At 74.1% G+C, this 23400-nt stretch carries 18 protein-coding genes; 13 read left to right on the top strand and 5 right to left on the bottom strand.

The features are described from left to right. Positions 1–74 precede the first annotated feature (74 nt). Positions 75–4037 (top strand): beta-N-acetylglucosaminidase domain-containing protein, encoded by a 3963-nt coding sequence (locus J5Y04_RS10320; RefSeq protein ID WP_307853040.1) that lies wholly within the window; start codon positions 75–77, stop codon positions 4035–4037. Between the two features lie 131 nt (positions 4038–4168). On the opposite strand, the gene J5Y04_RS10315 is transcribed toward J5Y04_RS10320, so the two are convergent. After that, on the bottom strand, positions 4169–4813 hold the full coding sequence (locus J5Y04_RS10315) for an HNH endonuclease (RefSeq protein ID WP_148642581.1): 645 nt from the start codon (positions 4811–4813) through the stop codon (positions 4169–4171). A 490-nt stretch (positions 4814–5303) separates the two neighbouring features. On the opposite strand from J5Y04_RS10315, the gene J5Y04_RS10310 reads away from it, so the two are divergent. The 9 genes from J5Y04_RS10310 to J5Y04_RS10270 all read left to right on the top strand — a co-directional run bounded on the left by J5Y04_RS10310 (position 5304) and on the right by J5Y04_RS10270 (position 15554). After that, positions 5304–6557, top strand: a complete 1254-nt coding sequence (locus J5Y04_RS10310; protein ID WP_307853039.1) for a mechanosensitive ion channel family protein — start codon at positions 5304–5306, stop codon at positions 6555–6557. A 252-nt stretch (positions 6558–6809) separates the two neighbouring features. After that, on the top strand, positions 6810–8000 hold the full coding sequence (locus J5Y04_RS10305) for an ROK family transcriptional regulator (RefSeq protein ID WP_307853038.1): 1191 nt from the start codon (positions 6810–6812) through the stop codon (positions 7998–8000). 74 nt (positions 8001–8074) lie between these two features. Beyond that, complete coding sequence (locus tag J5Y04_RS10300) at positions 8075–9466, top strand: ABC transporter substrate-binding protein (RefSeq protein WP_209411653.1); 1392 nt, start codon at positions 8075–8077, stop codon at positions 9464–9466. Between the two features lie 21 nt (positions 9467–9487). Then, positions 9488–10486, top strand: a complete 999-nt coding sequence (locus J5Y04_RS10295) for a carbohydrate ABC transporter permease (RefSeq protein WP_209411652.1) — start codon at positions 9488–9490, stop codon at positions 10484–10486. Positions 10487–10507: 21 nt separating this feature from the next. Further along, the gene (locus J5Y04_RS10290; RefSeq protein WP_209411651.1) at positions 10508–11422 is read left to right on the top strand and encodes a carbohydrate ABC transporter permease; all 915 of its coding nucleotides are present in this window, start codon (positions 10508–10510) and stop codon (positions 11420–11422) included. Beyond that, complete coding sequence (locus J5Y04_RS10285; RefSeq protein WP_209411650.1) at positions 11422–12711, top strand: 6-phospho-beta-glucosidase; 1290 nt, start codon at positions 11422–11424, stop codon at positions 12709–12711. The genes J5Y04_RS10290 and J5Y04_RS10285 overlap by 1 nt, the downstream gene beginning before the upstream one ends. 119 nt (positions 12712–12830) lie before the next feature. After that, a complete protein-coding gene (locus tag J5Y04_RS10280) occupies positions 12831–13850 on the top strand; it encodes an N-acetylglucosamine kinase (protein WP_209411649.1) in 1020 nt (339 codons plus the stop codon). Positions 13851–13973: 123 nt separating this feature from the next. After that, a complete protein-coding gene (locus tag J5Y04_RS10275; RefSeq protein ID WP_209411648.1) occupies positions 13974–14255 on the top strand; it encodes a hypothetical protein in 282 nt (93 codons plus the stop codon). 18 nt (positions 14256–14273) lie between these two features. Next, positions 14274–15554, top strand: coding sequence for an MFS transporter (locus J5Y04_RS10270; RefSeq protein ID WP_209411647.1), 1281 nt, complete (start codon positions 14274–14276; stop codon positions 15552–15554). On the opposite strand, the gene J5Y04_RS10265 is transcribed toward J5Y04_RS10270, so the two are convergent. Further along, on the bottom strand, positions 15542–16372 hold the full coding sequence (locus J5Y04_RS10265; protein ID WP_209411646.1) for a hypothetical protein: 831 nt from the start codon (positions 16370–16372) through the stop codon (positions 15542–15544). The genes J5Y04_RS10270 and J5Y04_RS10265 overlap by 13 nt on opposite strands. A gap of 246 nt (positions 16373–16618) precedes the next feature. On the opposite strand from J5Y04_RS10265, the gene J5Y04_RS10260 reads away from it, so the two are divergent. Then, on the top strand, positions 16619–17563 hold the full coding sequence (locus J5Y04_RS10260; RefSeq protein WP_209411645.1) for a GNAT family N-acetyltransferase: 945 nt from the start codon (positions 16619–16621) through the stop codon (positions 17561–17563). A 60-nt stretch (positions 17564–17623) separates the two neighbouring features. Here J5Y04_RS10260 and J5Y04_RS10255 read toward each other — a convergent pair whose 3' ends face one another. Then, positions 17624–18187, bottom strand: coding sequence for a DUF4291 domain-containing protein (locus J5Y04_RS10255; protein WP_307853037.1), 564 nt, complete (start codon positions 18185–18187; stop codon positions 17624–17626). A 199-nt stretch (positions 18188–18386) separates the two neighbouring features. Here J5Y04_RS10255 and J5Y04_RS10250 point away from each other — a divergent pair, with 199 nt between their 5' ends. Both J5Y04_RS10250 and J5Y04_RS10245 read left to right on the top strand, forming a co-directional pair. Then, positions 18387–19520 (top strand): CdaR family transcriptional regulator, encoded by a 1134-nt coding sequence (locus J5Y04_RS10250; protein ID WP_209411643.1) that lies wholly within the window; start codon positions 18387–18389, stop codon positions 19518–19520. A 491-nt stretch (positions 19521–20011) separates the two neighbouring features. After that, positions 20012–20764, top strand: a complete 753-nt coding sequence (locus tag J5Y04_RS10245) for an SDR family NAD(P)-dependent oxidoreductase (RefSeq protein ID WP_209411642.1) — start codon at positions 20012–20014, stop codon at positions 20762–20764. 48 nt (positions 20765–20812) lie between these two features. On the opposite strand, the gene J5Y04_RS10240 is transcribed toward J5Y04_RS10245, so the two are convergent. Beyond that, entirely contained in the window at positions 20813–22420 is a 1608-nt protein-coding gene (locus tag J5Y04_RS10240; protein WP_209411641.1) for an FAD-dependent oxidoreductase, read from the bottom strand. A gap of 53 nt (positions 22421–22473) precedes the next feature. Then, the gene (locus J5Y04_RS10235) at positions 22474–23400 is read right to left on the bottom strand and encodes a diiron oxygenase (RefSeq protein WP_209411640.1); all 927 of its coding nucleotides are present in this window, start codon (positions 23398–23400) and stop codon (positions 22474–22476) included.

Raw genomic sequence — 23400 nt, 5'->3', positions numbered from 1 at the left:
GACGGCGTTGACACCGGCTGGGTCAACTGGTGGGCTTTGGCGCGATGTGGTCGATGCCTGGCGAGGAGGCTCCTGTGCAAGCCCGAGTGTCCGTCGCCGCAGGACGGCGGTTGCGGCAGCAGCTGGACCAGAGCCCGGCGCTGCGCGAGGTGTTGTACCACCCGGCCGCACTGGCGGCGAGGCGGGCCACGGCGCGGACGTGCCGTCAGCTGGCGCCCAGGACGGCGGACCGGCTGATCGCGGACCTGAAGGGGACGCCGCCGCTGCTGGCGTCGGTGCGGGCGGAGCGGGCGCTGGCCTCCCGGCCCGGGGCGCCGAGCCGGCGGACGCTGCAGGTGGCGGCGACGCTGTCGGCGGCGGCCGTGGTCGGCGGGCTGCTGGTCAGCGGGCCGGTGGCGTACGCGTACAGCCCGGGGCCGGACGTGGTGAGCACGGCGGCGCAGACGCCGCTGGGGAGCGTGAGCAACCCTCAGGTGTTCCCGCGGCCGCAGGAGCAGAGCGTGGCCGGCAAGCCGGTCGTGGTGCCGGCCGCCGTCACGCTGGTGACCGCGCCGAAGGCGGACGGCGGGGCGGTGGACACCGTCCGCGAGGTGCTGGGCGTGGCCGGGGCGACGACGGTGACGCCGCAGCCCGACGGCGGGACGCCGGCCGCCGGGTCGCTGGTGGTGTACGTCGGCGGGCCCTCCGAGGGCGCGGACGGCGAGGCGGACCGGGTGCTGCGGGAGCTGACCGCGGCGGCGGGCGGCAAGGACGGCACCGCACCGTCCACCTCCGGGATGCCGGCCGGCGGGTACGTGCTGTCCGCGGGCCAGCTGCCGGCGCAGGGCGGCGGGACGTACGGCGCGGTGGTGCTGGCCGGGACGGACGCGGCGGGCACGTTCTACGCGGCGCAGTCGCTGCGCCAGCTGCTGGCGGCGGTGCCGGCCGGGCAGGGGCAGGCGGCGGGCGCGGCCGGTCTCGGGCTGCCGGGGATCACGCTGCGCGACTGGCCCTCGGGCGCGCCGGTGCGCGGGACGGCGGAGGCGTTCTACGGGACGCCGTGGAGCCAGCAGCAGCGGCTGGACCAGCTGGACTTCCTCGGCCGGTCGAAGCAGAACTTCTACCTGTACGCGCCGGGCGACGACGCGTACCGGCTCTCCCGCTGGCGCGACGGCTACCCGCAGGCGCGGGCCGAGGAGCTGAAGGCGCTGGCCGCCCGGGCCCGGCAGAACCACGTCACCCTCGGGTACGCGATCGACCCGGGTCAGTCGCTCTGCTACAGCTCGGCCAAGGATGCCGACGCGCTGGTCGCCAAGCTGGACGGGCTGCGCAAGCTCGGCTTCACCGCGTTCCAGCTCCAGTTCCTGGACGTCTCCTACGACGAGTGGCACTGCAGCGAGGACCGGTCCAAGTACGGCACCGGGCCGGCCGCCGCCGCCAAGGCGCAGGCCGAACTGATCACCAGGGTGAACGACCGGCTGATCGCGAGGAACCCCGGGCTGGCCCCGCTCTCCGTGGTGCCGACCGAGTACCACCAGCAGGGCGCCACGCCGTACCGCAAGGCGCTGGCGGCGGCGCTGCCGCAGGGCGTGCAGGTGGCCTGGAGCGGGGTCGGGGTGATCCCGGAGAAGATCACGGGCGCTCAGGCCGCCGACACCGGAACCCTGTACGGGCGGCCGCTGGTCACCATGGACAACTACCCGGTCAACGACGCCAACCCGGACCGGCTCTACCTCGGCGCCTACACCGGGCGGGACGCGGAGGTCGCCACCAGGTCGGCCGTCATGCTGACCGGCGCGATGCAGCAGCCGGTCGCCTCCCGGGTCGCGCTGTCCACCGCGGGGGACTTCGCCTGGAACCCGGCGGCGTACAAGCCGGAGGAGTCCTGGCAGGCCGCGCTGCGTTCGCTGGCCGGCCCGACCGGCGCCGCGACCACCCCGGCCGGGGCCGCGCTGTCGGCCGTCACGGCGCTGGCCGGCAACAGCTCGTCCTCGCCGCTGTCCAAGCAGGAGTCCGGCTACCTGGCCCCGCTGCTGGACCGGTTCTGGGCGACCGCCGAGCCCAACGCCGGTGCCGCGCCGGACCTCGCCAAGCTGATAGAGGCGGCGGGCCCGCTGCGGGACGCCTTCACCGCGATGGCGGGCGCGCAGCAGACCCTGGCGGCGACCCCGGCCACCGCCCCGCTGGCCGCCGAGGCCGGCCCCTGGCTGGCCCCGCTGCGCGACTACGGGCTGGCCGGCCAGGCCGCGCTGGACATGCTGCTGGCGCAGCGCGGCGGCGACGGCGCGGCCGCCTGGAAGGCCCGGGTGGAGCTGAACAAGCTGCGCGAGCAGCTCGGCCAGAGCCCGGCGACGGTCGGCGCGGGCGTGCTCGGCCCGTTCCTGGAGCGCGCCGTCCGGGCCGCCGACAACTGGGCGGGCGTGGTCGGCGGCGGGATCACCGCGACCAGCACGCTGGGCACCGCGCACGACCACCTGCCGGCCCTGATGGCCGACGGCGTGGCCGACACCTTCTACTGGAGCTCGGCGCCGCCGCAGCCGGGCGACTCGGTCGGCCTCGACCTTGGCGGCGGCCGTCCGGTCGGCAGCGTCACCGTGCTGATGGGCTCCTGGGGCAGCGGCCCCGACGGCGGGAGCGCGCTGGACGACTACATCCGCGACGGCGTGCTGGAGTACACCACCGGCGAGGGCGGCTGGAAGCAGCTGGCGCAGGTGAAGAACCAGAAGAGCGTCACCGCCCAGCTGCCCGCCGGCACGGTGGTCCGCGGGGTGCGGCTGCGCGCCACCGCCGCGCAGAAGACCGCGGTGGCGGTGCGCGAGTTCACCGTGACCGCGCCGGACGAGGCCCCGGCCAGCGTCACCGGCGGTCCGGAGGCGCTTCCCGGCGCCTCGGCCGCCGCCGTGCTGGACGGCAACCCGGACACCGCCTACCGGGCGGCCACCGCGCCGACCGCCACGGACGAGCCGCTCACCGTCGAGCTGGGTGCGGCCCGGCCGCTGGACCGGCTGACCATCCTCACCGACCCGAACGTGCGGGCCTCCGCCACCGTCGCGGTGCGCCGCGCGGACGGCACCTGGGCGGAGATCGGCACCGTCCAGCCCGGCTACAACGAGCTGTCGGCCGGCGGCCTGAGCGCGGACGCGTTCCGGATGGCCTGGAAGCCGGGCGGGGAACCGCCCGTGGTCAACCAGGTGATCCCCTGGTACGCGGACGTCCCGGTGGCCCGGCTCAGCCTGGCCGACGCGGCGCTGGACGTGGTCACCGGCGCGCCCGCACCGGCGCAGGCGCGGGCGATGGTCGAGGCGGGCCGCCCCGAGGGGGTCTCCGGCGAGCTGCGTGCCGAGGTGCCCGCCGTCGCCAAGGGCCTGACCGTGGCCCCGGCGTCCGGGGTGAACGTGCCGCGCGGCGGCCGGGTGGGCGTGCCGCTGATGGTCAGCGCCACTGCGGAGACGCCGTCCGGGACGTACCAGGTGCCGGTGGTGTTCGTGGCCGGGACGACGACCGTCCGGCAGGTGCTCCAGGTGCACGTGGTGCCGCCGACCGGCGGGCCGGACCTGGCGACCACCGCGCAGGCGAGCTCGTCGGCCGACGAGACGTCGAACTTCCCCGCGTCGGCGGTGGCGGACGGCGACCCGAAGACCCGCTGGTCCTCGCCGGCCAAGGACGACGCCTGGGTGCAGCTGGAGCTGCCGCAGGCCGCCCACCTGGGCTCGGCGGTGCTGCACTGGCAGGCCGCGTACGCCTCCGCGTACAAGGTCCAGGCCTCGGCGGACGGCAAGACCTGGACCACCGTGGCGACGGTGGACGACGGCAAGGGCGGCAACGAGACGGTGCGCTTCGACGCGCCGGGGGCGAAGTTCCTGCGGGTGCAGGGCGTCGCCCGGGCCACCAAGTACGGCTACTCGCTCTGGGGCGTCGAGCTGTACGGCGTCACGGCGGCTGCCCCGCCGGCCGGGCAGCCCGCCCAGCCGGCCACCCCGGCCACCCCGGCCACGCCGCCCGCCACCTCCCCGGCCACGCCGCCGGCCACGCCCGCCACGCCGCCCGCGAAGCCGTAGGGCCGCACCGGCCCCGTGCCGGGCGGGCGCACCCCGCGCAGACGGCGGGCCGCCGCGCTCCCCGGTGCGGGGTGCGCGGCGGCCCATGAGGCGTACCGAAGGTATGACGGGCAAGCCCTTGTGGAACGGGGTCAGGCGGAGAGCGGTTCCGGCTGCTCACCGCGGCGGACGGGGGCGGTGTGGGCGGCGTGCGCCCGGCCGAGCGGCACCGTGTGCCCGGCCTCACTATGGTCGTGGTGCTCGTACTCGCCCCACTGCGGGGCGCGCAGCTGGTCGCCGCCGCCGTACGGTTCCAGGTAGGGACGCCAGCGCGGGTCCCTGATCCCGGTGCCGATGATGCGCCAGGCCAGGCCGCTGGGCGGGGCCGGCGGGCGCTTCATCCGCCAGCCGAGTTCGGTGAGGTGGCGGTCGGCCTTGGTGTGGTTGCAGCGGCGGCAGGCGGCCACCACGTTGTCCCACCGGTGCTGGCCTCCCCGGCTGCGCGGGATGACGTGGTCGACGCTGGTGGCGGCGGCCCCGCAGTAGACGCAACGGCCGTGGTCGCGGGCGAACAGCGCCCGGCGGGTGAGCGGGACGGGCCCGCAGAAAGGGACCCGGACGAAACGGGTCAGGCGGACGACGGACGGCGCCGGAAGGGCGCTGGTGGCGCTGTGCAGAGTGACTCCCGAGTCCTCCAGGCTGACCGCCTTGTGGTTGAGGACCAGGATGAGTGCGCGGCGCATCGATACGACGCCGAGTGGCTCGTAGGACGCGTTGAGGACCAGGACATGCGGCACGGATGCCTCCTTGGACGCCTGCGGCGCGTGGCTCGCGCCGGGACGAGCGGTTGGACCACGCAACGGGTGCGTGATCTCCCCCAGTGTCGCCTTACGCCTTTGTACGGCGCCACCACTCCTGTGTAACGGACCCGGTATGAACTCCGGGTGTGCTTTCCGTCATACCCGGTATGCCCTGGCGACGGACGGGTTGCACCCGGGCGCCCGCGCGGGGGCGGCTCGGCCGGTCGGAGCAGCCGGGGCGGCGGGCGGCGCGGGGCCGGTCGGGGGGCGGCGCAGGGGGCGGACCAGGGGCGGACCGGGGGCTCGCCGGGTCGTTGACGGGGCGTCCGGTCGGTTTCCGCGCGCCCGGTGGCAGCTCCTCCCGCCGGGCCCGGCGTGTCCGGAGGGCGGTTCGACGGCCGATAGGCTAAGGCGGACGGTCCGCAGGCCAGGGGCATGCTTCCGCGGCGGCGGGCTGTGCAACGCCCCCTGCAGGAAGGTCCCGCACGTGTTCAGGTCCGGAGCCGCCGGCCTCCTCGCCGACGCGTCCACGACGCTCACGTCCACGACGACACTCCCGGCCGCGCCGGGTTCGGCCACCTCCCCGGTCCCGGCCCCGAGCCCGACGGCCCCCGCACTGCCACAGCTCGACCTCAGAATCCCGACCAGCGCGCAGGAGGTCAGCGACACCACCAAACAGGCGGCCGGCTGGTTCGACTCGCACTGGCAGGACTGGCTGGCCGGCGGGGTGCGGATCGTCTTCATCATCGTGCTGGCGCTGGTGCTGCGGGCCGTGGTGCGCAAGCTGATCACCCAGCTGATAACGCGGATGACCAGGCCGAACGAGGACGACGACGAGCCCACCCGGCTCGGCGGACTGCTGGCCAACACCGGGGTGGTCAACCCCGAGCGGCGCCAGCAGCGCTCGGAGGCGATCGGCTCGGTGCTGCGCAGCGTGGCGTCGTTCACCATCCTGGGCACGGCCGCGCTGATGGTGCTCGCGGCGCTCGGGGTGAACCTGGCGCCGCTGCTGGCGAGCGCCGGTGTGGCCGGTGTGGCGATCGGTTTCGGCGCCCGCAACCTGGTCACCGACTTCCTCTCCGGGGTCTTCATGATCATGGAGGACCAGTACGGCGTCGGCGACGAGATCGACACCGGGGTGGCCACCGGGACGGTGCTGGAGGTCGGCCTGCGGGTCACCAAGCTGCGCGGGGCGGGCGGCGAGATCTGGTACATCCGCAACGGCGAGGTGAAGCGGATCGCCAACATGAGCCAGGGCTGGTCGACCGCCTCGGTGGACGTCCAGGTCGGCTACAAGGAGGACCTGGTCCGGGTCGAGGCGCTGATCCAGGAGACGGCGGAGACGCTCGCCAAGGAGGCGCCGTTCGACGAGCTGATCTGGGCGCCGGTGTCGATCCTGGGCGTGGAGTCGGTCGCCGCGGACTCGGTGGTGCTGCGGGTCGAGGCCCGGACGGCGCCGGGCAAGTCGCTGACGGTGGCGCGGGCGCTGCGGCAGCGGCTGAAGGCCGCGTTCGACCAGTCCGGGATCAAGGTCAAGGAGGAGGTCGCTCCGGCCGCCGGCGCCGCGGGCGCGGCCGCCGGGACGGCCGCGATGGTCGTGGCGACGACCTCGGCGACGCCGCCCACCGACGCCGCCCCGCCGTCCGCGCTGGCCGACCCGACCTCGCCGCGCTACCTGGCGACGGCGCCGATACCGGCACCGGTCAAGCCCGCCGACGACGCCGGGGCCAAGTCGCCCTGACGGCCGCGGGAGCGACCCGAAAACGGACCAAAGCCCCGCCTCCCGGACACCCCGGGAGGCGGGGCTTCGCGCTGCCCGGTAACGAGTCGGCATCCACCCTCGCAACGACCATTGACACCCTCCTGACGGGGACCGTACGGTCCTGTCTCAAGCGACTGGAAAGTTTCCTAACAGTTCGCTCCGGGGCCGCCCGGAGGATGCCGGCACCCACCCGGAGGCCGCCACCACCTGCAGGAAGAGGAGGATCTTCGCGTGACCAAGACGACCGCCAAGGCCCCCCTCGCCGGCACCCCCAGCCTGCTGCGGGCCATCAACGACCGCGCCGCCCTCGAACTGCTCCTGGAGAACGGCCCGCTCTCCCGCACCCAGATCGGCACCCTGACCGGGCTCTCCAAGCCCACCGCCTCCCAGCTGCTGGCCCGCCTGGAGGCGGCCGGGCTGGTCCTCCCGGTCGGCACCACCGCGGGCGGGCCGGGCCCCAACGCGCAGCTGTACCAGGTGAATCCGGCGGCCGGCTACGTCGCCGGGCTGGACGTCACCAACAGCCACGTGCGGGTCGCCGTCGCCGACATCACCGGCACCACGCTGGCCGAGCACGTCACCCCGACCAAGGGCTGGCCGGCCGCCGAAACCGTCACCCGGGTGGCCGCCGCGGCCGCCGAGACCGTCCGCGCCGCCGGACTCGCCGAGGGCAGCCTGCACAGCGTGGCGATCGGCGTCGGCGGCGCGCCCGACCCGGTCACCGGAAAGCTCCGCTACGCCTCCCACCTGCCCGGCTGGCACTCACCGCGGCTGGTGCAGGAGCTGTCGGAGGCGATCGGCGCCCCGGTGTCGATCGAGAACGACGTGAACCTCGCCGCCGTCGCCGAGCAGGCCTCCGGCGCCGCGCACGGGTTCGAGGACTTCGTCCTGCTCTGGGCCGGCGAGGGCACCGGCGCCGCGATCGTGATCGCCGGCCGGCTGCACCGCGGCTTCACCGGCGGCGCCGGGGAGGTCGGCTACATGCCGGTGCCCGGCTCACCGGTCGTGCAGAACGTGCGCCGCCGCAACTCCGGCGGGTTCCAGGAACTGGTCGGCGCCCCCGCCGTCCGGGCCCTGGCCCGGGAGTTCGGGCTCGGCGCGCCCACCGCGGAGGAGTCGCTCGCGAAGGCTCTGGCGACCCCGGGCGCCGGCGACGGGTTCCTCACCGCGCTGGCCGGACGGCTCGCCGTCGGGCTGGCCGTGATCGTCGCCGTCGTCGACCCCCAGCTCGTGGTGGTCTCCGGCGGTGTGCCGAGTGCGGGCGGCGAACGGCTGCGCGCACTCGTCGAGGAGGAGCTGGCCCGGATCTCGATCGCCCGGCCGGAGGTCCGCATCAGTGCCCTGCCCGGTTCACCTGTCCTGACCGGCGCGCTGCAACGCGCGCTGGCCGCCGCCCGCGAGGCGGTCTTCTCCACCCACTGACGCTCCCAGCGCACCCACCCGTCGTACCGCACCTGAAACCTCTCCCCCATTCCCCGAACGCGGGACCCGAGGCAATGACGCCTGCCCGCGCACCCCAGGAGGACCTCGAAGTGCACCCCACCACCTCGCGCAGAAGCCGCCGCACGCTGGCCGCCGTCACCGGCAGCGCCGTCCTGGCCCTGCTCGCCACCGCCTGCACCGGCACCAACGACGCCGGCGGCAACGACGACTCGGCCTCCGGCAAGGACGTCACCATCACCTTCTGGCACGGCTGGAGCCAGGACTCCGAGGTGAAGGCGATCAACGACAACATCGCCGCCTTCGAGAAGGCCCACCCGAACATCCACGTCAAGACCGTCGGCAACATCGCCGACGACAAGGTCAACCAGGCCCTCCGGGCCGGCGGCGACGACGCCCCGGACGTGGTCTCCTCCTTCACCACCAACAACGTCGGCATGTTCTGCTCGACCAAGGCCCTCGCCGACCTCAAGCCCTTCCTGGAGAAGGACCGGATCGACGCCGCGAAGACCTTCCCGGCCGCGATGCTCAACTACACGCAGTACCAGGGCAACCAGTGCTCCCTGCCGCTGCTCGGCGACGCCTTCGGCCTCTACTACAACAAGACCGCCTTCGCCAACGCCGGCATCACCGCCCCGCCGAAGACCTTCAGCGAGTTCGCCGACGTCGCCGCCAGGCTGACCATCGCCGACGGCGGCGGCTACAAGCAGCTCGGCTTCATGCCGCTCTACCACGGCTACGAGTCCACCACCGAGCACTTCCTCGGCCAGTACGGCCCGACCTACTTCGACAGCCCCGGCAAGTCGAACCTCGCCACCGACCCCAAGATCGCCTCCATGCTGAACTGGCAGAAGGGCCTGGTCGACAAGCTCGGCGGCTACGACAAGCTGGACAAGTACCGCGCCACCTTCGGCGAGGAGTTCAGCGCCAAGAACCCGTTCCACACCGGCCAGGTCGCGATGGCCATCGACGGCGAGTGGCGCACCGCCTCGCTCGCCGAGAACAAGCCCGACTTCGAGTGGGCCACCGCGCCGTTCCCGGTGCCGGACGACCAGGCCTCCACCTGGGGCCGCGGCTACCAGACCGGCACCATCGTCGGCATCGCCAGCAGCAGCAAGAAGCAGGCCGCCGCCTGGGAGCTGGTCAAGTACCTGACCACCGACACCGACGCCGTGGTCAGCTTCGCCAACGCGATCCACAACGTGCCGAGCACCTTCGACGCCCTCAACTCGCCGAAGCTGATCAGCGACCCGAACTTCAAGACCTTCCTGGACATCGCCAAGAACGCCAACTCCGGCACCACGCCGGCCAGCGTCAACGGCGGCGCCTACATCGTCTCGCTGCAGAACCTCGGTTACGCCTACGAGTCCGGCCAGCAGAAGGATCTCGCGGGCGGCCTCGCGGCCACCGCCAAGGAGATCGACGCCGCCATCGCCCAGGCCAAGTAGCCGCGGCCCCACGGAGCTCCCATGTCACTCGCGCTCGGCACCCGCAAGGGGACCGGAGCGGCCGGCCCGGCGGCGCCCTCCACGCAGCACCTGCTGCGCCGGAAGCGCCGCCGGGAGGCGGCCCGGACCCTCGCCTTCCTCTCCCCCTGGCTGATCGGCTTCAGCGTCTTCTTCCTGTACCCGCTGATCTCCACCGTCTACTTCTCCTTCATGAAGTACAACGGCTTCACCGCCCCCACCTTCAACGGCCTGAAGAACTGGGACTACGTCTTCAACGACTACCCGTCCTTCTGGCAGGGCCTGCGCAACACGCTCTGGCTCGTCGTCGTCATGGTGGCGCTGCGGGTGACGTTCGGTCTCGGCATCGGGCTGCTCATCACCAAGATCAAGACCGGCGTCGGCTTCTTCCGCACCGCGTTCTACCTGCCCTACCTGGCACCGCCGGTGGCCGCCACCGTCTCCTTCGCCTTCCTGCTCAACCCCGGCACCGGCCCGGTCAACCACTTCCTCGGCGAGATCGGCCTCCCCCAGCCCGGCTGGTTCGCCGACCCGGCCTGGTCCAAGCCCGCGCTCACCATGCTCGCCATGTGGGGCATCGGCGACCTGATGGTCATCTTCATGGCGTCCCTGCTGGACGTCCCGAAGGAGCAGTACGAGGCCGCCGAACTGGACGGCGCCGGCCCGTTCCAGCGCTTCCGGTACGTCACCCTGCCGAACATCTCGCCGATCATCATGTTCGCGGTGGTCACCGGGGTCATCCAGACCATGCAGTACTACACGCAGGCGATCGTCGCCGGGAAGGTCGCCGGCGGCATCGCGGGCAACTCCGGGCAGCAGTTCGAACCCGGCTACCCGCAGGGATCCACCTGGACCCTGCCGCAGATGGTCTACAACCTCGGCTTCCAGCGCTTCAACACCGGCGCGGCCTGCGTCGTCGCCCTGGTGCTGTTCGCCATCTCCATGGCCGTCACCTCGATCCTGCTGCGCCGCAAGTCCGGCTTCATGGCGAGCGACGACTAGCGGACCAGTGAGGACACGATCATGACTCTCAGCACCACGCTCACCAAGGCCCCCGCCGGCCGGCCCGGCACCTCCGGCGGGTCCGGCGGCGCCGCCGCCCGGGTCGCCCGCCGGCGGGCCGCGCTCAACTGGGTGGCCGTCCACTCGCTGGCCATCGCCGCCACGCTGTTCTTCCTGCTGCCGTTCGTCTTCGCCTTCCTCACCTCGGTGATGACGGACAACCAGGCGCTCACCACCGAGTACTGGCCCACCTCCTGGGAATGGGGCAACTACGCCAAGGTCTGGGACACCCCCGGGTTCCTCACCTGGTGGCGCAACACCCTGCTCTACGCCGGCCTCGGCACCGTCCTGACCGTCGTCTCCAGCCTCCCGGTGGCCTACGCGCTCGCCAAGTTCCGCTTCCGGGGCCGCAATCTGGCGCTGATGGCGGTCATCGCGATGATGATGCTGCCGCAGCAGGTCACCATCATCCCGATGTACCTGTTCTGGTCGAAGCAGATGCACCTCACCGGCACGCTCTGGCCGCTGATCATCCCGATGGCCTTCGGCGACGCCTTCTCGATCTTCCTGCTCCGCCAGTTCCTGATGACCATCCCCAAGGAGTACATCGAGGCGGCGCGGATCGACGGCTGCGGCGACCTGCGCACCCTGCTGAAGGTCGTGCTGCCGATGGCCAGGCCGGCCATCGCCGCCGTCGCCCTCTTCCAGTTCTTCTACGCCTGGAACGACTACTTCGGCCCGCAGATCTACGCGAGCAACAACCCCGGCGCCTGGACCCTCTCCTACGGCCTGGAGTCCTTCAAGGGCGCCCACCACACCAACTGGAACCTCACCATGGCCGCCACCCTGCTGGTGATGGCGCCGGTGATCATCCTCTTCTTCTTCGCACAGAAGGCCTTCATCGAAGGCGTGACACTGACAGGGGTCAAGGGCTGATGTCCGCACTCAAGCTGGCCATCGTGGGCGGCGGTTCGACGTACACCCCGGAGCTGATCGACGGATTCGCCCGGCTGCGCGACACGCTGCCGATCGCCGAGCTCGTCCTGATCGACCCGGCCGCCGACCGGCTGGAGCTGATCGGCGGGCTGGCCCGGCGGATCTTCGCCCGGCAGGGCCACCCGGCCGTCGTGTCGACCACGACCGACGTCGAGGCGGGTGTCGCCGACGCGGACGCCGTGCTGCTGCAGCTGCGGGTCGGCGGACAGGCCGCCCGCAACCAGGACGAGACCTGGCCGCTGGAGTGCGGCTGCGTCGGCCAGGAGACCACCGGCGCGGGCGGCCTGGCCAAGGCGCTGCGCACCGTCCCGGTGGTGCTGGACATCGCCGAGAAGGTCCGCCGCACCAACCCCGACGCCTGGATCGTCGACTTCACCAACCCCGTCGGCATCGTCACCCGCGCCCTCCGGGCCGCCGGCCACAAGGCGGTCGGGCTCTGCAACGTCGCCATCGGCCTCCAGCGGCGGTTCGCCGGACACCTCGGCGTCGACCCGGAGCTGATCCGGCTCGACCACGTCGGCCTCAACCACCTCACCTGGGAGCGCGGCGTCACCCTGCTCGACGCGCCGGGCGCCGCCGGCGGCCGCGAGGTGCTGCCGGAGCTGCTCTCCGGCTTCGGCAAGGAGATCGCCGACGACCTCCGCCTGCCGCAGCGCGTCATCGAGCGGCTCGGCGTCGTCCCGTCGTACTACCTGCGGTACTTCTACCAGCACGACGTGGTCGTCGAGGAGCTGAAGGCCAAGGGCTCGCGGGCCGCCGAGGTGGCCGAGATCGAGCGGCAGCTGCTGGAGATGTACGCCGACCCCGCCCTCGACACCAAGCCCGAACTGCTCGGCAAGCGCGGCGGCGCGTTCTACTCCGAGGCCGCGGTGCAGCTCATCGCCGCCCTGCTGGGGACGGACGGCCGCACGTCCGTGCAGGTGGTGAACACGCGCAACGACGGCGTGCTGCCCTTCCTGCCCGACGACGCGGTCATCGAGGTCCCGGCCGAGGTCGACGCCGCCGGCGTGCGCCCGCTGCCGCAGCGTCCCGTCGAACCGCTCTACGCCGGCCTGATCGCGGCCGTCACCGCGTACGAGCACCTCGCCCTGGACGCCGCGCTGCACGGCGGCCGCGACCGCGTCTTCGACGCCCTGCTCGCCCACCCGCTGGTCGGCCAGATCGAACTCGCCGACCAGCTCACGGACCGGCTGCTCGCCCACAACCGCGAGCACCTCGCCTGGGCCTGACCCGCCCCTTCCGTCCGGTCCGCCGCGCGCCCCCGGGCGCCGGCGGACCGGACCGCGAGGAGACCGACCACCCCCGGCCGGGGACAACGGCCGGGCCACGTACGAGCCGCGGGGACCTCATGACCCACCAGCCCGAACCACTCCTGCCCGGTGTACTCGCCATCGACGCCGGCAACTCCAAGACCGACGTCGCCCTCATCGGCGCGGACGGCACCGTCCACGGCACCGCCCGCGGCGGCGGCTTCGCCCCGCAGAAGGTCGGCGGCGCGGCCGCGGTCGCCGGCCTCGCCCCGCTGGTCGAGGAAGCCGCCGCGGCGGCCGGACTCTCCTTCCGCAGCGGCGTCCTGACCACCCACGTCAGCGCCTGTCTCGCCAACGCCGACCTCCCGGTCGAGGAGGAGGCCCTGCGCACCGCGCTGGAGTCCCACCCGTGGGGCGTCACCAACACCGTCGCCAACGACACCTTCGGCCTCCTCCGGGCCGGTACCGACGGTCCGCGCGGCGTCGCCGTCGTCTGCGGCGCCGGAATCAACTGCGTCGGCCTGCTCCCCGACGGCCGCACCGCCCGCTTCCCCGCCCTCGGCGAACTCACCGGCGACTGGGGCGGCGGCAGCGGCCTCGCCGTCAGCAGCATGTGGCACGCCGTCCGCGCCGAGGACGGCCGCGGCGGGCCCACCGCCCTCGCCCGGGCCATCGCCGAACACTTCGGCCTGCCGAGCACCGGCGCGGTGGCCGAGGCCATCCACCTCGGACACCTGCCGTGGGCCCGGCTGCACGAGATCGCCCGGGTGCTGTTCGCGGTCGCCGCGACGGGGGACGCCGTCGCGCTGGAGCTGGTCGACCGGCAGGCCGACGAGATCGCCCGGCTGGCGGTCGTCGCCCTGGGACGGCTGGACCTGCTGGACGAGCCGACGCCGGTGGTGCTCGGCGGCGGTGTACTCGCCTCCCGGCAGCCTCTGCTGCTCGACAACCTGACGGCGCGGCTGGCCGCGGCCGCCCCGCTCGCGGAGCCGCGTGTCGTCGTCGCACCGCCGGTCCTGGGGGCGGCGCTGCTGGGCCTCGACCACCTGGGTGCCGGAGAGGCGGCGCAGGCCCGCGTGCGGGAGGCGTACGACCCGACCCGGCGCGTGGCGGCGTAGCCGCCGGGCCCCGACCTCCCGTTCCCGCCGGGCCCGCACGCCGGGCGGGAACGGGAACCGGCCGGACCTCCGCCGCGCGTTCGCGGATGCTGCTGTCCGGCGCCGCCTCGGGGGGCTTGAGCCATGACCCCGCCTTCCCGCCTGCTCCTCGGCGCGAAGCCGGTGCCGCTGCCCGTCCTGCTCCAGCACGCCGGGGACTGCCTGGCCGAGCGGGAGCCGGCCCGCCCGTACGGCTGCTACGGGAACAAGTACGACCCGGTGCTCGACGCGCAGGGCCGGATCCTCCGCATCGGGGAGCTCTACCACCCCTGGGCCGGAGCCCGGATCCGCCCGGATCCGCCAGCGCCGACCGGGTCTGCGGCTCGCCGTCCGCCTGGCAGACGCCTCCGTCGCATCCCCCCTTGATCTGATGAGCTGCCGGGCATGGACCACGAACGAGGTGACCGCCGGCGCTGGCTCGTGCTCGCCGTCGGGATGTCCGCGATGACCTCCGGGTGCGCGTTCCAGTTCGGACTGCCCTACCTGATCCCGGCGTTGCGCGACGAGGGGCTCTCGCTGAGCGGGGCCGGACTGCTGGCCGCCTGCCCGACGGCCGGCCTGGTGCTGACGCTCACCGCGTGGGGGGCGGCGGCGGACCGGTGGGGCGAGCGCTGGGTGCTGGCGTCCGGGCTGGGGCTCGGCGGGCTGGTGCTGCTGGCCGCGACGGCGGTGCGCGGGACGGCCGGGCTCGGGGCGTGCTTCCTGCTGGCGGGCGCGGCCGGGGCCTCGGCGCACGCGTCGAGCGGGCGGCTGATCCTGGGCTGGTTCCCCGCGCGGGAGCGCGGGCTGGCGATGGGCCTGCGGCAGACGTCGCTGCCGCTGGGGGTCGCGGTGGCGGCGCTGCTGCTGCCGCCGCTCGCGGCGCACGGACGGGCCACGGCGCTGGCGGTGCTGGGCGGGCTCAGCGTGGGGGCGGCGCTGCTGGTGGCCGTCGCGGTGCGCGATCCGGCCCGGCCGGGTGGCGGTGAGGCGGGCGGGCAGGCCGGGAACCCCTACCGGACACCGGTGCTGTGGCGGCTGCACGGGGCCGCGACGCTGCTGGTGGTGCCGCAGTTCACGGTGTCGGTGTTCGCCCTGGTCTTCCTGGTGGACGAACGCGGCTGGTCACCGTCGACGGCCGGGCCGCTGCTGGCGTGCGTGCAGGTGGCGGGGGCGGGCGCGCGGCTGGCGGCCGGGCGCTGGTCGGACGTGGCGGGCAGCCGGGTCGGGCCGATGCGCCGACTGGCGTGGACGGCGTCCGGAGTGCTGGCGGTGCTCGCGGCGGGCGCGTTCAGCGGCTCGGCGGTGGCGGTGGCCGCGTTGATGGCGGCGGGCGTGGTGACGGTGTCCACCAACGGGCTGTCGTTCACGGCCGTGGCCGAGTACGCCGGTCCGGCCTGGGCGGGCCGGGCGCTGGGGGTGCACACCACCGTGCAGAACGCGGTCGCGGCGTGCGTCGCCCCGGCCGTGGGCGCGCTGATCGGCGCGGCGGGGTACGGCTGGGCGTACGCGGTCGTGGTGGCGTTCCCGCTGGTGGCGGCGGCGGTGGTGCCGTTGCACGAGAAGTCGGCCGGTTCGACTTCTCGCGCAGGCTCCACGCCCCGTCGGCTCTCCGTCCCGGCGGGCGCGGCCGTCCGTTCGCGGCCTCCTTCGGGCCCGGATGCCGGCGGCGGTCAGAGCGAGTAGCCGCTGACCACGACGGGCCGGAAGCCCTGGGCCACCCGGTCGTCGAACGTCTGCTGGTACTGGTCCGCCGTCAACCGGTGATGAGCAGAGAACGGCGGCCCCTCACGCTGCTCGAAAATCGCCGCATAATGATCAGCACCATCAAACGTGTAACCACACACGTCGACGGGCCGGAAACCCTGCCCCACCCGATCGTCGAACGTCTGCTGGTACTGATCCGCCGTCAACCGGTGATGAGCAGAGAACGGCGGCCCCTCACGCTGCTCGAAGACCGCCGCGTAGCGGTCACCGCCGTCGACGGTGTACCCGCTCACCCATACCGGGCGGAAGCCCTGCCCGACAAGGGTGTTGAAGATCTGCTGGTACTGGTCGGCGGCCAGATTGTGGACCGCGTGGAACGACGCGCCCTGGGACTGTTCGAAGATCGCGGCAAACCGCTCGGTGCCGCTCACCACCTGGTCGCCCGTGGCGCAGAACACCTCGCCGGTGTCCTGGTTGGCCGTGCAGAATCCGCCGAGCAGTTGCACCTCCACGTTCGCGTTGTTGCCGCTGCCGCCGATGTGCACCACCGAGAAGCCGCCGCTGACCGCGCTGGTCGCAGCGGGCGCCACGCTCTCGTCGTAGGAGTTCGAGCCGAGGAAGGGGTTTTCCCAGTGGAAGCGGACCTCGCCCTTGCGGACGCCGTCGACGTCCTCGATCTGGTAGGTGACCCGCCCCTCGGTCCCGGTGCCGACCCCGTCCGACTCGGATTCCCATTCCCCCCTGTCCCCGATGAGGATCGGCGGCCGGACGGTGAATTCACCACCGGGGAGTGACACGTCCGTACGCCTGAGGTTCAGTGTCCCGGCTAAATTCCGGAGAGTGACGTGGGTTGACCTGGCAGCCATCGTCTCATCCCTCCACTTGTTCGTTTACCTCCTTATAATTTACGCCGCCACGCGGGGAACGCGGCGTGCGGCAACGGACCGTGACGACGCCTACGGTGGGCCACCGCCCTCGGTTCGGCGCGACCGACCCGGGCAATCCGGTGGACGGCGCGGACCCCGGTGGCGCAGAGTCGCGTCATGCCTCGTCCCTCTCTGCCCTCCCTCCCGGCCCGGTACCGGACGCGGTCGGCGACTGCGTCCGATGCCCCGGCCATCCATCGGCTGATCACCGCGCGGGCGCGGGAGCTGCCCGGCGGCCTCGAAAGCGCGCCCGAGGGCGGCGTCGACGCCGTGGCCGCCGACCTCGAACTGCCCGGGCTGGACCCGGCGCGCGACACCCTGCTGGTCGAGGACGCGGCGGGCCTGGTCGTCGGGCGCGCGTGGGTGCACGGACGCCGGAGCAAGGTGGACGTCCACCCGGCCCACCGCGGTGGGGGGTTGGGCGCCGCGCTGCTCGACTGGGCCGAGGCGCGGGCCCGGGAGGCGGGCGGCGAGCGGCTCTCGCAGACCCTGCCGGACGGCGACCGGGCGGCCGCCGGGCTGCTGCGCTCGCGCGGGTACGAGCCCTTCGTCACCGAGTGGCTGCTGGAGATCGCGCTGCCCGCCGCGTACGGGGTGCCCGCCCCGCCGGACGGGGTCACCGTGCGGCCGTTCCAGCCCGGGGACGAGCGCGCCGCGTACCAGCTGACCGAGGACGCGTTCGACGAGTGGCAGCAGCGGCGCAAGCCGTACGAGGAGTGGGCGCTGCACACCGTCGAGCGGGACACCTTCGCTCCCGCGCTCTCGCCGGTGGCGTTCGCGGGCGGCGAGATGGTCGGCGCGGTGCTGTCGCTGGACCTGCCGCACACCGGCGAGGGCTACGTCGAGCGGGTCGCGGTGCGGCGGGACCACCGCAACCGGGGGATCGCCCGGACGCTGCTGCAGGAGGCCTTCCACGCGTTCCACCGGCACGGGCGGCAGGCGTGCACGCTGTGGACGCACTCGGAGACGGGCGCGCTGTCGCTGTACCAGCGGGTGGGGATGACGGTGCGGCGCAGCTCGTCCGTCTACGGCAAGGCCCTCGTCCCCGCCTCGGACGGGTGAGCCGGACAACCGTCAGGTGACCCGGACAGACAGCCGTCAGGTGAGCCGGACAGACAGCCCTCAGGTGAGCCGTCGGGCCAGCTCCGCCGGCAGCGGGTAGGGCCGCTCCGGCGGGAGGAGGCGCTGGGCCTTGGCGGCCTGGCCGTTCTGCACCAGGGCGGCGATCTTGCGGACCTGCGGGGTGAGGTCGGTGATCCCGGTGATCCACTCCTCGGCGTAGGCGCGGATCAGCGAGCGGCCGACGCCGATCTGGATGCTGTAGTGGTTCAGCGCGGCGCCGCGCAGGGACCGCTCGGGGTCCCACTGCACGTGCACCTCGGCGCGGGCGAGGGCGGCCGGGTCGGCGGTGGTCGGCACGGCGCGGGAGAGCGCCTCCTCCCAGCCCGCACGGGTGATCCGGACGGCGAGGACGCGCTCCTGGCCCGGCTTCTGCGCCCAGTTGCTGCGGTGCATGAGCCAGCGGAAGGACGGCTTGATCCACGTCATCCGCCCGAAGGAGAACGGCGGCACGAAGCGGCCCGCCGCCACCGCCGGACCGGCCACGGCCGGGGCGTACGCCTGGTACACGACGATGGTGGAGGCGTCGTGGTCGGCACGGATCTCACGGAGGCTCGGCTGCTGCACGGGGGCCACCCTGCCCGCCGGACACCGCCCGGGGCGAACGGTTTTTCCACTGCGGCCCCGGAGCCGGCCCCCGGCGACGGCGAGCGGCCGGGGGCCCGGCGCAGGGCGGGTGGCCGCCCCGTGCGGGCCGTCAGGGGTCCGGTAAAATTCGGCACCGGAACCCGCACGGCGGGTTGTTTCGGGGGCGGAGCAGAACGGCATGACGGCTGGAATCGATCAGGACATCTCCGGCTCACCCGACGTACCCGCCGAGCTGGGCCAGTGCTACCTCGACCTGCTCGTCGACGTCTCCCGGACCGGACGGCTGCTCCGCCGCGGCGAGTTGGAGAGCCTGAGGGCACTCGGCGAGCGCGGGGCGGAGACCGGCCACGGGCTGCAGCGGATGGCCGCGCACTGCCTGGCCGCCACCCGGCAGGCCTGGCGCACGCTGCCCGGGATCACCGCCGCCGTGACCGTCGCCGACCTGCGCCGCACCGGTGACGCCGTGCTCGCCGCGACCGAGGCGGCGCTCGCCGCACTGGGCGAGGGGCACGAGCGGGCGCAGCGGTCGGCCGTGCGCCAGGAGGAGGCGGCGCGGCGGGAGTTCATCGACGACCTGCTGTACGGGCGCAGCGACCTCGGCCTGCTCGCCGAGCACGCCGAGCGGTTCGGGCTGCGGCTGGCCGGCGGGTACTCCGTCGCGGTGGCGGTCGGCGACGTGCCCTACGCGGACGTCCACCCGCTGGTGCACCGGGTGGAGCGTGAGCTGGTGGGCCGGTTCGGCGACCGGGACGTGCTGCTGGCGACCAAGGACGGCCGGCTGGTCTGCATCGCGCCCGACTGCGACCGCGCGGTACTGGAGGCCTTCGCGGACCTGGCGCTGCGTCCGGGCCGGGGCTACCAGCCGGTGCTGCGGGTGGCGACCGGCCGTCGGCACTCGGGCGCGGGCGGCGTGGTGCACAGCTACGAGGAGGCGCTGGGCGCGCTGGACTACGCGGAGCGACTGGCGCTGCCCGCACGGCGGTTGAAGGCGGAGGAGCTGCTGGTCTTCCCAGTGCTGATGCGCGACCGGGAAGCCATGGCCGACCTGGTGCGCAACGTCCTGGGCCCGCTGACCGCGGCCCGGGGCGGCGCCCGGCCGCTGCTGGACACCATCGCGGTGCAGGCCGAGACCGGGTACGTGAACGCGGAGGCGGCCCGCCGGCTGGGCCTGAGCGTGCGGACGCTCGGCTACCGGCTGGAGCGGATCCGTGCGCTGACGGGCTACGACCCGGCGGACGCGCTGCACCGCTACACCCTGGAGACCGCCGCGATGGGCGCGCGGCTGCTGAACTGGCCCGAAGAGGCGCTCTGACCGACGGCCCGCACCGGCGTCGCTGCGTGTTCCAGGCTGTCAAGACGGCGTCAAGACTGCCGGATCCTGGCAATGTGCGAACCGGCTCCGGGCTGTCACGATCACCGTGGCGCGCCGGAGGGGGCGCCGCGGGAGCAGGCAGGGGGCGTGGCCCGACGGGGGGATCGTCGAGGCCGCGCCGGGCTCTCCGGCGGCGCCCCCTCCTGCGCGCCGAGGGTGGTCACCGGGGACCGACCGTTGGTCCTGCCCGGTGGTGTCGGGGCCGACGCCCTGCACGGGGGTCACGGCGTCGGCCGCGGGGGCCTGCTCCCGGAGGGGTCACGGCGCCGATCCCCACATCGGCGTCGCGACCGGGGGCGCCCGGGGCACGACGCCGGCCATCACGGAAACGGGGGCCGGCGGCGGGGATCGCCCCGGACCTCGGCCCGCCCCCGCACGCTTGGTTACCGCTCGGTAGCATCGCCGGAGGGAGAACTCTTCGAGGGGGCGCGATGGAACGGCAGCGGACCGCGGTGGTGTCCGGGGGCGGGACGGGGATCGGGCGGGCGATCGCCGCCGAACTCGCCGGGGAGGGCTACCGGGTGGCGATCCTCGGCCGGCGGGCCGAGGTGCTGGCGCAGACGGCCGCCGCGATCGGTGCGGGCGTGGTGCCGGTCGCGGCCGACCTGACCGTGGCCGCCGAGGTGGAGCGGGCCGCCGGGGAGATCGCGGCACTGGGGCCGGTGGACGTGCTCGTCAACAACGCGGGCGCGGTGATCACCCCGCCCGCCGACGCCGGCCTGGCGGCGCTCGCCGAGGCCTGGAGGCGTGACCTGGACACCAACCTGCTCACCGCCGTCCTGCTCACCACCGCACTGGCCGGCCACCTCCGGCGCCCCGGCGGCCGGCTGATCCTGATCAGCTCCGCGGCCGCCCAGCGCGGCGGCGCCGGCCCCCACTCGGCCGGCTCGTACGCGGCTGCCAAGGCCGCCCTGCACGGCTGGGCGTTCGGCCTGGCCCGCCAGTTCGGGCCGGACGGGATCACCGTCAACGTCCTCGCGCCGGGCTACGTCGCGGACACCGAGATCTTCGGCGCCGACTGGAGCGAGGAGTTCCACGCCGGCAAGATCGCCGCCACCCTGGTCGGCCGCGCAGGCACCCCCGAGGACGTCGCCGCCGCCGTCTCCTACCTGGCCTCGCCCCGCGCGGGCTACCTGACCGGCCAGATCATCGGCCTCAACGGCGGCGCGGTCCTGGGCCGTTGAGAACGCGCCGCGCCGCCGGGACACCGGTCCGCCGGGACGCCCGGCAGGTCAGCGGCGTGCCGCGGCCAGCAGCTCGGGCACGGTGGCGAACTTGACGCGGGGGCGTCCGGCGGCCTCGCCGAGGGTGCGTTCGGTGCGGTCGATGGCGCGGAGCTGCTTGAGCCCGAGCGAGTCCGGGCGGCGGGTGCGGACGAGGCGGGCGAAGTCCCGGGCGGTGCCGGCTGGCTCGGGGAGGGCGCCGGCGACGGCGTCGTCGAGGAAGGCGTCGACGGTCTGCTGGGCACAGGCCCGGTTGGCGCCGATGCCGCCGGAGGGGCCGCGCTTGGCCCAGCCGACGACGTAGGTGCCGGGCAGCGGCCGGCCGGTGGCCGGGTCGAGGACGCGGCCGTCACGGCTCGGCAGGGCGGCGGCGTCCTCGTCGAAGGGGAGGCCCGGCACGGGCACGCCGCGGTAGCCGATGGACCGCACGACCAGGCCGGCCTCGATCACCGTGCCGCCCGCCTCGACGCCCGTCACGCGGTCGTCGCCGGCCAGCGCGGTGGGCGTGGTGAGGAAGCGCAGCACGATCCGCCGGCCGGGGCGCGGCGGCCGCGCGGTGTCGACGGTCTCCCTCGGGAGTCCCGCGAGCAGCGCGGCCTTGGAGCCGGGTGCGGCGGCCTCGACGGCGGCCCGGACGTCCGGGTGGTCCTCGACGACGAGGTCGACGCCGGGCAGGTGCTTCAGGGCGAGGAACTCGGGCCGCGTCCAGGCGGCGTCCTCCGGCCCGCGCCGGGCGAGCAGCACGACCTCGCGCACCCGGCTGCCGCGCAGGGCGGCGAGGGCGTGGTCGGCGATGTCGGTGGCGGCGAGCCGCCCGGGGTCGAGGAGCAGGATCCGGGCGACGTCGACGGCGACGTTGCCGTTGCCGATGACGACGACGCGTTCGGTGGTGAGGTCGACGGCGTCGGCGGGCACGGTGGGGTCGGCGTTGTACCAGCCGACGAGGGTGGTGGCGGGCAGGCTGCCGGGGAGGTCCTCACCGGGCAGGCCGAGCCGGCGGTCGGCGGCGGCACCGACGGCGTAGACCACCGCGTGGTGGTGGGCGGCGAGTTCGGCGTGGGTGAGGTCGCGGCCGATCTCGACGTTGAGGTGGACGGTCAGGCGCGGGTGGTGGAAGACGGAAGCGAAGCTCTCGGCGATCCGCTTGGTGGCCTGGTGGTCGGGGGCGACGCCGTGCCGGAGCAGTCCGCCGGCGACCGGCAGGCGGTCGATCATGGTGATCTCGGCGCCGGTGGTGCGCAGCAGCGACTGGGCGGTGTAGCCCGCGGAGGGGCCGGTGCCGACGATGGCGATGCGCGGCGTGCCGAGGCCGCCCGGCAGGCTGCGCGGGAAGGCCGGCGCTCCCCAGGCGTGGTCGTTGGGGTGGTCGCGGTAGTAGTCGCGGTTGAGGTCGCCGAAGACGGTGTCGGGCCCGGCGAGCCGGTCGACGGGGCGGACGGCGTCGACCGGGCAGGCGTCGGCGCAGGCGCCGCAGTCGATGCAGGCGGCCGGGTCGATGTACAGCATGTCGGTGCTGCCGAAGTCCGGTTCCCCGGGGGTGGGGTGGATGCAGTTGACCGGGCAGACGGAGACGCAGGAGGCGTCGTTGCAGCAGGTCTGGGTGATCGCGTAGGCCATGGCCGGGAGTGGTCCTCGCTGCGTGGGGGTCGGGGGTCCGGTACGGCGGGGGGTCAGAGCATGTGGACGCGGCGGTAGACCGCCGCGGAGGCCTTGGTGAGCAGGCCGCACTCGGCGAGGAAGGCCATCAGGTGGCGCGAGCTGGTGCGCATCATCGCCTTGCGGTGCTCGTTGGCGCGCACCTCGGCGACGGCCCGCTCGCGGTCGAGCCCGGCCGCCGTGTAGACGCCGGGGTGCACCATGCTGCTGACGATGACGTAGGCCCCGGCGGCGATCCCCGTCGCGGCGGCCCGCCGGCGCGCGGGCGAGGCCCCGCGCATCCGCTCGCGGATCTGCTGGCGGGCGAACTTCATGTGCCGGGACTCCTCGACCACGTGGATCCGGGAGGTGCCGCGGACGATGTCGAGGACGTTCCCGCCGCGCATCCAGTCGCGCTGCATGACGTCGAGCACCTCCTCGGCGACCAGGATGCCGCCGTAGGCGAGTTCGCCCCGGGCGGTGGCCTTGAAGAGGCGGCCGGCCTGGGCGATCACCGGGTTCGGCCGGTACTGGGGGACGCCCATCTTCTCGCAGGCGCGGGCGAACATGATCGAGTGCCGGCACTCGTCGGCGATCTCGGTGAGGGCGAAGCGGAACTCGGCGCCGGCCGGGTTCTTGAGGTACTGGTCGCGCAGCACCATCTGCTGGAGGATCATCTCGAACCAGATGCCGGTGGTCATGATCGAGCAGACCTCGTGCCGGGTCAGGGTGACCCGCTGCTCCTCGGTCATCTCGCCCCAGAGCCGGGTGCCGTAGAGGGTGCTCCACTCGGGGTTGAGGCCGTAGTCACCCGCGGGGAGCGGGGCGTCCCAGTCGATCTCGGTCGCCGGGTCGTAGGAGAGGGTCGCGGCCGAGTCGATCAGCCGCTTCGAGACGTCGTCGTCGGCCTCGGTGTGGCCGTGGATTCCTGCCGCCGCGCCGGTCGCGCCGGTCCGGGTCAT

It is taken from the genome of Kitasatospora sp. RG8 (assembly GCF_017813315.1).
Lineage (GTDB): Bacteria > Actinomycetota > Actinomycetes > Streptomycetales > Streptomycetaceae > Kitasatospora.
The sequence above is the reverse complement of the archived record's forward strand: the minus strand, read 5'-3'. Positions and strand labels throughout refer to the sequence as shown.